This window comes from Methyloceanibacter caenitepidi (genome assembly GCF_000828475.1).
Lineage (GTDB): Bacteria > Pseudomonadota > Alphaproteobacteria > Rhizobiales > Methyloligellaceae > Methyloceanibacter > Methyloceanibacter caenitepidi.
The window spans coordinates 1,329,841-1,343,027 of record NZ_AP014648.1; the positions used below are offsets into that span (position 1 = coordinate 1,329,841).

Genomic DNA, 13,187 nt, shown 5'->3' on the forward strand with positions numbered 1-13,187 from the left:
GGAGCGATCAGCCATGCCTCGGATATTCCACAAAGGCACTTCCCGGAACGACAGACTGCTTGGTCTCGGGGTGAGTGACGTCATTCTTGGCAAAGGCGGAAACGATCTAATTAGGGGCAGGAGCGGCAACGACAAACTCCTTGGTGATAGCGGCAACGACAAGCTTTACGGCGAAAGCGGGCATGACGAGCTCTACGGTGGGAGTGGCAATGATCGCCTCACCGGCGGAACTGGCAACGACAAGCTTTACGGCGGAAGCGGGAACGACAAGCTCTACGGTGGGAGTGGCAATGATCGCCTTTCCGGCGGAAGCGGAAACGACAAGCTTTACGGCGGAAGCGGAAACGACAAACTTTACGGTGGAGCCGGGAACAACAGGCTCTACGGCGCGAGTGGCAACGACTACCTCTCCGGCAGTAGCGGCAACGACAAACTCTACGGTGGAGGCGGCAATGATCGCCTCATTGGTGGTGCTGGCAACGACTATCTCGTCGGAAGTAGTGGGCACGATACAATTTACGGCGGAAGCGGCAACGACAGGCTCTACGGAGGGAGCGGCAGTGATCAACTCTTCGGTAGTAGCGGCAACGACAAGCTTTACGGCGGAAGCGGAAACGACAGGCTGTACGGGGGGAGCGGCCATGATCAGCTTTCCGGAGGCAGCGGCAACGACAAGCTCTACGGCGGTTCCGGCAATGACAGACTGCTAGGCGGTTCTGGAGACAACGAACTTCGTGGTGGTTCCGGCGTCGATACCGCCGTGTTCTCGCGGGCCTACGGCGATTATGATTTCCAGCAGGACGGAAACTTTCTTCGGGTCACCGGTCCCGAAGGATCAACGCTCGTTGCTGGCGACGTAGAGATCCTTCAGTTCGCGGACAGGTCCGTGGATCTCCGGAACACCAGCCCGCTAAATCAACCGCCTGTGTTGATCGGCGATCTCGCGGCGACACTTGAGGCCGGTACCGCCTATGTGCTGACCGCAGCCGATCTCGGCTTTACCGATCCCGACGACACCGCGAACGGCGTCGAATTCACGGTTTCCAACCTAACCGCAAACCTCAAGGTACAGCTCGACGGTGCCGACGCTTCGAGCTTCACCGCGCAGGACATCGCGGAGGGCAAGGTGACGCTGATCCACGACGGGTCAGCCACGTCTAGCGCCGGCTTTGGCGTCACCGTAGAGGACGGCAACGAAGACGGATCCGCACCGCCGGCGCCGGTGGCGTTCAACGTTACGGTAACGGCCCCGAACGAGATGCCGGACATCACGGTCGGCAGCAGCGATTCGGCCAGCGCCGATTTCATTGAGACCGACACGCCGCGCACCGCTTCGGGCACCCTGACGGTGACGGACATCAACACGACGGACAGCGTCAACGCGTCAGTCGGAGCCAGCGTCACCGTGGGCGGCACGGCGGCGGGCGATGCAAGTCAGCCCAGCGAGCAAGATCTGTTGGCGATGTTCAGCCTCACAAGCGCCAACCCGGTGATCGGCAGCAGCGATACGACCGGAACCATCGGCTGGGCCTTCGACAGCGGCACGGAAGCCTTTGACTATCTCGAAGAGGGCGAGACGCTCGAGCTGACCTACACGGTCGAGGTGTCGGACGGCGAGGGCGGCACAGATTCGCAAGATGTTACCATCGCCGTCACCGGCACGGACGACGACGGCACGCCGGATATCTACATCACCTCGTCTGTTCTCGATCTGGACAACATGGAGCTCACCATCACCGCCGAGCTCGACGATTTCACGCACACGGGCGGTCCATTCGACGTTTCGATTTTCTTCGGGATTCAGAATGCAAGCAACGGCGAGGGCGACACCGCAACGTCGACGCCTACGACATTCAATGGGATACCTACGGGGTCGCCAAATCCTGTTCCTGGAGACCTCACAGAACTGCTCATCAGAGAAGCGATTCTAGACACAGCTGCCAATACGATCGAGATCAGGGCGCTTGCCGCCAATTTCACTAGCGCGACCCAGCTCGAAGACTGGTTTGTAACTATAGGTTTCCAAAACTTTGCTGAGGGAGAGTCCGCGCAATCAAGCGGAGTGCCGCTCCAAGAGCTCGTCGACACCGGCACCGACATCTCCCTCGAAGACGGGGACTCCGCGAGTGCCGATCTGATCGAAACGGACAATCCCCGGACGGCGTCCGGCACGCTCACGGTGACGGACCGCGTGTTGAGCGACGAAGTGACAGCGTCGCTCGGCACCTCGGTGACCGTCGGCGGCACGGCCGCGGGAGACGCGAGCCAGCCCAGCGAGCAAGACCTGCTCGCCATGTTCAGCCTGACCAGCCTGAACCCCATCATCAGCGGCAGCAACGTCACCGGCACGATCGGCTGGGAATTCGACAGCGGCACGGAAGCCTTCGACTATCTCGAAGAAGGTGAGACGCTCGAGCTGACCTACACGGTCCAGGCTGCCGACAGCGAGGGTCCGTCCGACACCCAGGACGTCACGATCACCATCACCGGCACGGACGATGACGGCACGCCGGACATCTACATCACGTCTTCGAAGCTCGATCTCGACACGATGGAACTCACCATCACCGCCGAGCTCGACGACTTCAACCACACGAGCTTTGCCTCCGATTACTCCATTTCATTCGCGCTTGTGAATGATGAAAACGGTGAGAATGCCGCAAAGTCGACTGCTCCGACCATGTTCAACGGGAGTGTTGTCTCCACGCTTGATCCCATTGCCGGCGATTTCACGGAACTTCTCGTTAGAGAGGTAATTCTCGATACAAACGCCAACACACTGGAGATCAGCGCCCTTGCCGCCAATTTTACGGGCGCGACTCAGCTTGAGGACTGGTTCGTTAGCGTCAGCCTCCAAAACCTCATTTGGGGAGATGCGGCTTCATCAAGCGGCGTACCCCTTCAAGAGCTGATCGACACGGGCACCGACATCTCCGTCGAAGACGGCGATTCCGCGAGCGCCGATCTGATCGAGACGGACAATCCCCGTACGGCATCCGGCACGCTGACGGTGACCGACCGCGTGCTGAGCGACGAAGTGACGGCTTCGCTCGGCACCTCGGTGACTGTCGGGGGCACGGCCGCGGGAGATGCGAGCCAACCCAGTGAGCAAGACCTGCTCGCCATGTTCAGCCTGACCAGCTTGAACCCCATCATCAGTGGGAGCAATGTCACCGGCACGATCGGCTGGGCCTTCGACAGCGGCGCGGAGGCCTTCGACTATCTCGAAGAAGGCGAGACGCTGGAGTTGACGTATACGGTGATGGCTGCCGACAGCGAAGGCCCGTCCGACACCCAAGACATCACCATCACCATCACGGGCACGGACGACGACGGCGCGCCGGACATCTACATCACCTCGTCCGTGCTCGATCTGGACGCGATGGAGCTCACCATCACCGCCGAGCTTGACGACTTCAACCACACGGCGAGCCAGTTCGACTACGTTGTTTCACTCGCTCTTTCCAGTACGTACACCGGCGAGTTCTCCCTCGATTTTGCCGACCCAACGGCCTTCAACGGGGCCGTTGTTTCGACGCCGAATCCGGTCCCGGGCACCTCTATCCCGGAGCTCCACATCAAGGAAGCGGTTCTCGACACCAACAACAACACGCTCGAAATCGTTGCGATCGCTGCGAACTTCACAAACTCGCTCGAGGACTGGGAGGTGGTTTTAGGCCTCGAGAACGCCACTGCTGGCGAGAGCAATGCATCATCGGCGGTCGTACAAGATGTCTTCTCTTCCGGTACGGACATCTTCCTCGATACCGGAGACTCCCAGTCCGCAAGCCTGGCCGAGACCGACAACGGTCTGACCGCGTCGGGCACGCTGACGGCGCGGGACCTTCAACTGAGCGATGTGGTGAATGCCGCGCCCGGCGCCACCGTGACGGTTCAGGGCACGGGGGCAGGATCTCCCAGCCAACCCACACAGCAAGAGCTGCTGAACATGTTCAGCCTGACGAGCACGAACCCGATCATTCAGGGGGCCGCGACGACGGGAACGATAGGCTGGGCCTTCGATAGCCTTTCGGAAGCTTTCGACTATCTAGCTGACGGCCAGACTCTAGCACTTGTCTACACGGTGGAAGCGGCCGACGGCTCCGAACAGGCGGCCAGTGCAAACGTCATCGTAACCATCAACGGCACGGACGACGATCCGGACATCACGGTCGAGACAGGCAATTCGGCGAGTGCCGATCTGATCGAGACGGACAACGGCCGGACGGCCACCGGCACGTTGACGGTGACGGATCTCGACGTGATCGATCAGGTGACGGCCTCGGTCGGCACGACGGTGATCGTTGGCGGCACGGCTGCGGGCGATGCCAGCCAGCCGGCCGAGCAAGATCTGCTGAACATGTTCAGCCTGGCCAGCACGAACCCGGTGATCGCCAACGATGCGACGACCGGGACGATCGGCTGGTCGTTCGACAGCGGCACGGAGGCGTTCAACTATCTCGACGACGGCGAAACCCTGGAGCTGACCTATACGGTCGTGGCGTCCGACGGCGACGGCCCGACGGATAGCCAAGACGTTACGATTACGATCACCGGCACGAACGATGCGCCGGTGTTCACGTCCTCGGATGGGCCGAGCGTGGCGGAGAACACCCAAAGCGTCGTGACGCTCGCGGCCACGGACGTGGACACGGTGGGCGGGCCCGTGACGTTCTCGATCACCGGCGGTGCGGACGCGGCCCTGTTCGAGATCGTGAGCGGCAACCAGCTGCAGTTCAAGACGGCGCCTGACTTCGAGAACGACCCCCACGCCTACGAGGTGGAGGTGACCGCCTCGGATGGGACCAACACCACGCCGCAGACCATCAACGTGACGCTGACGGACCGGAACGACAACGCGCCGGTGTTCACGTCCTCGGATGGGCCGAGCGTGGCGGAGAACACCCAAAGCGTCGTGACGCTCGCCGCCACGGACGCCGACCCGGTGGGCGGGCCCGTCACGTTCTCGATCACCGGCGGTGCGGACGCGGCCCTGTTCGAGATCGTGAGCGGCAACCAGCTGCAGTTCAAGGCGGCCCCTGACTTCGAGAACGACCCCCACGCCTACGAGGTGGAGGTGACCGCCTCGGACGGCACCAACACCACGCCGCAGACCATCAACGTGACCCTGACGGACCGGAACGACAACGCGCCGGTGTTCACGTCCTCGGATGGGCCGAGCGTGGCGGAGAACACCCAAAGCGTGGTGACGCTCGCGGCCACGGACGCGGACACGGTGGGCGGGCCCGTCACGTTCTCGATCACCGGCGGCGCGGACGCGGCCCTGTTCGAGATCGTGAGCGGCAACCAGCTGCAGTTCAAGACGGCGCCGGACTTCGAGAACGACCCCCACGCCTACGAGGTGGAGGTCACCGCCTCGGATGGGACCAACACCACGCCGCAGACCATCAACGTGACCCTGACGGATGTTGCGGAAGGTGCGGCTCCAGTCGCGACCGACGACACGTTTTTGGGCGATCTGGATGCCTTTGTTTCGACTACGGGCGGCGGTGCTCCAACTCTGTCCTTTGTAAACAATGGCGACGGTGAGTTTTCGCTGAGGCAGACCCCTGGCAACGATCACGGGGTTCATGCGGAACTTGCGGACTTCGACGAGGATGGGGATCTGGACGCAGTCGTAGCTGCTTTTGGCGGCAATGCCCTCTATATCAACCAAAACGGCGCTTTCTCAGGGCCTTTGACCACGCTGGGAGGGGCAAACAGCCGGCACGTCAGCGTCGCCGATCTCAACGGCGATTCGCATCTGGACGTTGTGTTCGCCAATGAGAACGATGGCAACTATGTCTTCCTGGGCAACGGCGACGGCACGTTTGCGCAAACGACGAGCATGTCGGGCGGCAGCACGGCGCTTGCATTGGGCGACATCGATGGCGATGGGGATCCGGACGCATTGCTGGCCAACAGCAATCTCGGTGTATTCATTAATCAAGGCGTCCACTCCGCGAATTTCACGCAAATCAGTGTCACCGGCGTCGGCGACGTACGAGGCATAGAGCTTGGGGACCTCGATGGAGATGGCGATCTCGACGCTGTCGTAGCCAACTACAATGGAAACAACTTGATCCTCTTCAATGATGGTTCGGGGAATTTCACCAATTCCGGTCAAGCCCTGCAAGCAGGTGGCGGGGACTACAGGAGCCTCCACGTCGCGCTCGGTGATATCGACAATGATGGCGACCTCGATGCCTATGTGGCCAATCACTCAAACCAGATAGACACGGTTTGGAAAAACGACGGCAGCGGCCAGTTCAGCCTCTTCACGTCATTGGGATTCGGATCGTCTGCTGATGCCCAATTCGGCGACCTGGACAATGATGGCGATCTCGACATCTATGTATCGACCTTCTCCGCCCAAGACCGCGTTCTGATAAACGACGGCACCGGCAATTTCACGCCAATCACCATTCAATATGGCAACACGGACAGCGATGGGTTGAGCCTCGGCGACATTGACCAAGACGGCTTTTCGGAAGATGCGGTCAAAGTCTTCCGCCTGCTCGACAACGACTCGGATCCGGATGGAGACGTCCTGAACATCGTATCTGTCGGGACAGGCGGTTTGAGCGCCAACGGCGCGGCCGTGTCGATTTCTGCCGACGGCAAAAGCGTCATCTACGATCCGACCGCATCCGCGACGCTCCAAGCGCTGACGGGCTCTGGCATCCTCGACCCAACAGCCGATCAAGTCGACGACACGTTTGAATACACAATCAGCGACGGAAACGGGAACTTCGACACGGCGACAGTGACCGTGCGCGTCGTGGGCGAGGACGAGACTCTCGGCGACATCGTCGCCGGCAATTCCACCGGCTTCTCAGGAGTCCAGTTTACCGGCGAAGGCATGGACGACCAGGCCGGCTACGTTTCGATGGCAGGCGACGTCAACGGCGACGGCTCCGCCGACTTCCTCATTGGCGCGCCGGGTAACGACGGCGCCGCCGGTGGAGATTCCGGTGCGACCTATCTTGTGTTCGGCGGTCAGGACTTCGCCAGCTTCGCCGACGCACAAGGCGAGATTGCCCTCGGCACGGTTGGTCAGGCCGGCGGTCCTCTGGGCGTCAAGCTGGAAGGGCCGGTGGCGGGCGATCGCGCGGGCGCAACCCTGTCGGGCGCCGGCGACGTGAACGGCGATGGTTTCGCCGACATCCTCGTGGGGGCGCCGGACACGAACGGCACGCAAGGGGCCGCCTATCTTCTTCTCGGCGGTCAGACCTTCACCGGCGATCTGGGTGACGTTGGCACGTCCTTGGACGGTGCGGCCTTCTCTGGAAATCTCGGCCTCGGCGGCGGCGGCGATCTTGCCGGGCACAACGTGTCGTCGGCCGGCGACATCAACGGCGACGGGATCGCGGACTTCGTTATCAACGCCCCACGCGCCGACGACAATCCGGATACCAGCGCGGGTGCGGCCTACGTGGTCTATGGCGGTCAGTCCGGACTTAACAGTTCTGCGAGCCTCAACCTCAACGATGTCGGCGGGACCGTTCTGGGTTTTCGCCTGGTCGGTGAACAGAGCAGTGACTACGCTGGCAACACGGTGTCTTCCGCTGGCGACATCAACGGCGACGGCTTCGACGATCTGATCGTCAGCGCATTCCTTGGAGATGCGGATCATGGCACCGACCCGAATTCGAACGAGGGCGCGGCCTATGTCATCTTCGGCGGTCAGGGTCTCACGGGCACGCACAATCTCGCCGAGGTTGGCGCGTCTGGTCAGATCGAGGGCTTCAAGCTCAATGGCGTCGATCCTGGGGATCGTATCGGCGCGGTCGCCAACATCGGTGACATCAACGGCGACGGCATTGACGACATGGCCGTCAGTGCCCAGTACGCAGACACACCGGGTTCCGCCGGCGCGGACGGCGCCACCTATGTCATCTATGGCGACACTTCCCTACCGGTCACCGGCCCGCTGAACTTGGCCGATGTGGGCGGTTCCATCGCCGGGTTTGAAATTCAGGGCGAGCTGACCCTCGGAACCTTGAACGGCGTTGCAGCGGCTGGCGATGTCAACGGCGACGGCATCGACGATTTCATCCTAGGCGCGCGCGGCTTTGGCGCCAGCGTCGGGCCGGACGCCAACATGGGTTCGGCGTATGTGATATTCGGCACATCAAGCGGACTTTCCGGCGACGTGCTGCTCTCGGACCTATCTGCCGACGGCTCCCTCAATGGGCTGGCTGGGTTCCAGCTCATCGGCGAGGCGGGAGACAACTATGCGGGGAACTCTGTCTCCGGCGCCGGCGACGTGAACGGAGACGGGTTCGACGATCTTCTGATCGGCGCCTTCAAGAACGACGACGGTGGCGGGGCCGATTCCGGCGCGGCCTATCTCGTCTTCGGCGGCGCCTTCGGCGCCAGTGCTGCACCCGTGGCGACGACCGGCACGAACGCGGCGGAAGTGCTGCTCGGCGGCGCAAGCGGCGACACGCTGAACGGCGGCGGCGGTGCGGACGTAATCCGCGCAGGAGCAGGCGACGATGTCTTGGGTGTGGCGGACCTGAGCTTCAAGAAGGTCGATGGCGGCTCGGGTGTGGATACGCTGGTGCTCACGGGCGAATTCCACACCCTCGACCTGACCGACCGCCAAATGGCGGCGAAGATCGAAGGCATCGAGCGTATCGATCTCACCGGCACCGACATCAATACGCTGATCGTGGACCAGCTTGCCGTCTTCAACGAGACGCCCGCGGACAGCAGCGGCGTGCACATCCTGACGGTGGATGGCGATCCCGGCGACACATTCGTGTTTGCAGAGTCGCAGTGGACGAACGCCGGCACCATTAGCGACGCGACAGGTACCTATGATCGCTTCGTCTTCGGCAATGCCGAGGTGCGCGTGAAGCAGGATGTTGCTGTCACGATCCCGCCCGTCGTCGTTAACGAGGGCGCGATGCAACAGCTGACGACAACGGCAACAGCAGGAACTGCGGGACTAAACGCCTCTGCAGGTAACGACGGAGGAGACGGTTCACCAGGTACTGCAGGCTCGTCTGCGTCTGCAATTTACACCGATGCGATTGGCGAGGGCGGCGGCGGCATCGACAGTCTTCAATATTACGCAACTTCGCGCGGCCAAAGCGGCGGTCTGGGTGGTGTGGCAGGTACGCCTGGCTCCTCATTCTGGGATGTTACGTCTGTTACAACGAGTCCCGGTTACATAACTCGTACATATGATCCCCGCTTCGCCGCGGGCGACGGTGGGAATGGTGGGGTCGGGGGCGACGGCGGGGCGGCTCACTCACAACTCCAAGGTACTTCCTTAGCTGCTCAGGCGAGCGATGACACGGTCACCCTGAGTGCCCAATCGGTTGGAGGCTCCGCAGGAAACGGACACTCCGGAGCAATCGCGGGAAATGGACTACAATCAGGCCAGGAACTGAACAACAATTTCGACTACAATACCAACGTATACAATGGCGGCTTGCATGGCGATGGCGGCGATGGCGGCAGCGGTGGTATTGGTGGCGATGCCCTATCGGAGGTCCAAGGGAATACGGCGAGCGGCGGAGAAAACGACGATACCTTGAGTCTTGACGCCAGGGCGTTTGGGGGCCCCGGCGGTTGGGGTGGTAATGGAGGCGGCTCCCGTGGAGATGCGCAAGGGGCAGGTGGCTACCTATCCCATGGTGGTGCGGGCGGTCGTGGCGGAGATGGCGGAGATGCGGCCGTCAGTGTCCTCGACAATACTCTGGAAGGGGACCAAGGACATGACCAACTCACAATCTTCGTATGGGCGTACGGTGGCGGCGGTGGAACTGGCGGCTCAGCATCGACTGGCGGTCATACCCACTACGATGACGAAACTTATACTGACAACGATGTTGCCTACTTCTTCGGTGCCGCTGGCGACGGCGGCGATGGCGGGGACGGCGGCGATGCGTCTGTCTTGGTTGACGGCAACGAGTTGCTGGGTGGCTTCGGCAACGACAATTTGTCAATAGATGTCACGGCTACGGCCGGCGCTGGCGGTTCGGGTGGAACGTCTGATCCCGGATACAGCAGCGGAACCGTCGCAGGGTTGGAGGTCGAAGGGACCGCCTATGTGATTGGGACGGCGGGTGCCGATGGCGCCAATGGCGCGCAAGGTACGGCCAACGTCAGTGTCACCAACAACACGCTAAGTGGTGGCGATGGCGACGATTCGATCTCGCTTTCCATATCAACCAACGCAACAGGCACCTTCGTCGTGTCCGGGAACACGGTCGACGGCGGCGCCAACTTCGATACGTTCGACCTCAGTGGTGTCGATCGAAGCGCGGACATCGACCTCGACGCAGGTACTTTCTCTATAGACGCATCCGGCGCCAATACGATCGTCAGGGTCGAGAGCATCAAAGGAACGTCGGCAGACGATACGATCGGCGGTTCTGCGGCGAATGAGACATTCGATGGCGGTATCGGTAACGACACTCTGACCGGGGGTCAGGGCGCCGACACGTTCCATTTCGATGCAGGCTTTGGGCAGGACACGATAGTCGACTTTACGCCCGACGAGGATCTGATCGAATTCGCCTCAGGGCTGTTCGTGGATCAAGCGGCAGTTCTCGCGGCGACTGCGGACGATGGTCTCGGCAACACAGTCGTTGCGCTCGATGCGAACAACACCGTCACGCTGGAGGGCGTGTTGAAAGCCCAGCTCGATCAAGACGATTTCGTCGTTTGACTCGAACTCGGGAGGTGGCGCTCATTTCTCCAGCGGAATGCCCAGCGCCAGCACGCTTTTGACGAGTTCCGCCTGGCGGCGCGCGCCGGTCTTGCTCATCACGGACTTGAGCTGTTGGCGCACAGTCTCCAATGAGCGGTCTCTCTTCCCGGCGATCTCTTTCAGAGTGAGCCCCGCAGCCAGATCCCTGGCGATCTTCGCCTCGGCCTGGGTGAGGCCGAAGATGCGCTGCAGGTGCTCCGTGGTCGTTTCGTACGACTTTTGCGGATCAGTCAAGAAGACGGCCACGCGGAGCTGGCTCGACAGCCATGGGCCGGCGTCCGGCGAGCCTGCGGCGGGAGAACAGATCGTCGCGAGTATCGGCGGTGAATCCCGGCGCGCGAGCGTCAGCTGAAGGACCTTGCCGCCATCCTCCTGCCGAGTCTCGGCCGCTACTTTCCGGATCGCCTGCGCCAGCGCTGTCGCGGTTTCGGGCTCTGAGTGGGACGCCCTGCCATTGGAGCGGCAAATGCCATCCTCGGAATCGAGCAACTCCGTCGCGGACCGGTTGGCAAAGAGAATCTCTCCAGTGGTATTCGTGAAGAGCGTTGCCAATGCCAGGTCGTCGAACGCATTCTCAAGCTGGCGAGATTTGATCTCGCTGCTCACAAGGCGGCCATAGACGTCAGCCGCGCGGCGCAGATGCGGCATTAATAGCTGAAACCGGTCGACATCCGTTTGCGTGAAGGGCGGGTCGTCGGGTCCGCGATAGACCCCGACGCTGAACATCGTCCCGAGATCCTCGCTGACAATCGTGACCAGCAAGCTGAACTCCAAGCCGTATGGCTTGAAAAGGTCCTGGTACATCGGTGAGCGGTGCCACTCACTCTCCGTCACGATCTGCCGGCAATGAACAGGCTTGTTGACGTGACGTGGAAAATAGCGGCGGGGGCGGGGATCTACCTCGGGCCCGTAGTTTCCGTAGGCCAGGTAGTCTTCCTTCGCAGCCTCGGTGAAACCGTAGCCGAACCAGAGGTAGTGCTCAAATTGTCCGGCTGCTGTTTGCAAATGCATCGAGGCAAAGGGGGCAGCGAACCATTCGGTCATGACCTTCAGAGCAGTCTCCCAACGGCCAGGCTGTAATACCGCATCGTAAAAAAGTGGCGTGATGCGAAGTGCGGACTCGTAGTCTGCCTCGGAGAGTGTGGGATCATCGACAATATTTGTGTCCACGTCCAAAGCGCCCCCGGTTTGCCTGCGCGCTGTCATTGTTCCAGCGGAACGCCCAGGGCAAGCACGCTCTTTACGAGTTCCGCCTGTCGTCGCGCACCGGTCTTGCTCATCACGGATTTGAGCTGCTGGCGGACCGTCTCCAGTGCGCGGCCTCTCTTTCCGGCGATCTCCTTCAGAGTGAGCCCCGCAGTCAGATCCTTGGCAATCTCCGCCTCGGTTTGTGTGAGGCCGAAGATTCGTTGCAGATGCTCCGTGGTCGTCTCGTAGGATTTCTGTGGGTCGGTCAGGAAGATCGCAACGCGGAGCTGACTGGACAGGTAAGGAGGCGACTCGGGCGAAGAAGACGCAAGGGAACAGACTGTTGCTAGCAGCGGCGTTTGTTCGGCGCGAGGCAAGGTCAGGTGCGTCACGCGTCCTCCGCCACCAAACTGTGTGCTGGCCGATATCTCGCGAATATCTCGCTTCAATTGGGATGCGATGCCGGGATCGCGATGAGCAAGCTGACCTCCGCCCTGGAAGAGCCCATCTCCGGCGTCCAGCAACTGGTTTGCCGCATGATTGGCAAAGAGAATTCGACCGGACGTATCGGTAAAGATCGTCGCGAGCGCCAAGTCTTCGAAAGCGTTCTCAAGCTGACGCGACTTGAGTTCGCTGCCGACAAGCCGCGCATAGACCTCGGCGGCCCGGCGCAAATGGGGAACCAAAAGTTGAAACTTTTCGACATCGACTTGCGAGAAGGCCGGGCCTTCGGGACCGCGATACACGCCAATCGAAAGGTGCGTATCGAGCCCTTCGTGCTGGATGGAGATGCATATGTCATGGTCCAAGCCATGCGGCTCGAATAGATCCTTATAGGTCGGAGACTTGTGCCACTCTTCGGCAGATACGAGGTCTCGGTTGGGCACGGGCCGATTGATATATCTTGTGTAAGCGCCCACGCGCGGGTCGACGTCGGGCCCGTAGCGACCATAGGTCAGGTAGGCTTGGACAGCCTCTTCGCTCAATCCGTAGCTGTACATGAGGTAGTGCGGTTCGCGGGTCCCGCCTTCACTCATGAGACCAAGGCTATTGAAGTGAACAGTCGCGGCGACCGCCGGCGCGAAGAACTCACATATCGCTTTCAATGCCTCTCGCCAGCGGGTCGGTTCCAGAACCGCGTCGTAGAACAAAGGCGTGATGCGAAGCGCAGCCTTAATGTGATCTGGCGTAATACTAGGCAAAACCCTATTTGCACTCCGAAAATCTGTGCACTGCGGCCAATCGGTCGCAGAGCGCCAATATATTCTGG

3 protein-coding genes are annotated in these 13,187 nt (G+C 61.2%); 1 reads left to right on the forward strand and 2 read right to left on the reverse strand.

The annotated features are described in order from the left end of the window. Nucleotides 1–13: 13 nt before the first annotated feature. On the forward strand, nucleotides 14–10,687 hold the full coding sequence (locus tag GL4_RS06145; protein ID WP_208430901.1) for an FG-GAP-like repeat-containing protein: 10,674 nt from the start codon (nucleotides 14–16) through the stop codon (nucleotides 10,685–10,687). A 21-nt stretch (nucleotides 10,688–10,708) separates the two neighbouring features. On the opposite strand, the gene GL4_RS06150 is transcribed toward GL4_RS06145, so the two are convergent. After that, entirely contained in the window at nucleotides 10,709–11,899 is a 1,191-nt protein-coding gene (locus tag GL4_RS06150) for a helix-turn-helix transcriptional regulator (protein WP_045365671.1), read from the reverse strand. Nucleotides 11,900–11,931: 32 nt separating this feature from the next. Continuing rightward, nucleotides 11,932–13,119 (reverse strand): helix-turn-helix transcriptional regulator, encoded by a 1,188-nt coding sequence (locus GL4_RS06155; protein WP_156137410.1) that lies wholly within the window; start codon nucleotides 13,117–13,119, stop codon nucleotides 11,932–11,934. Nucleotides 13,120–13,187: the final 68 nt, after the last annotated feature.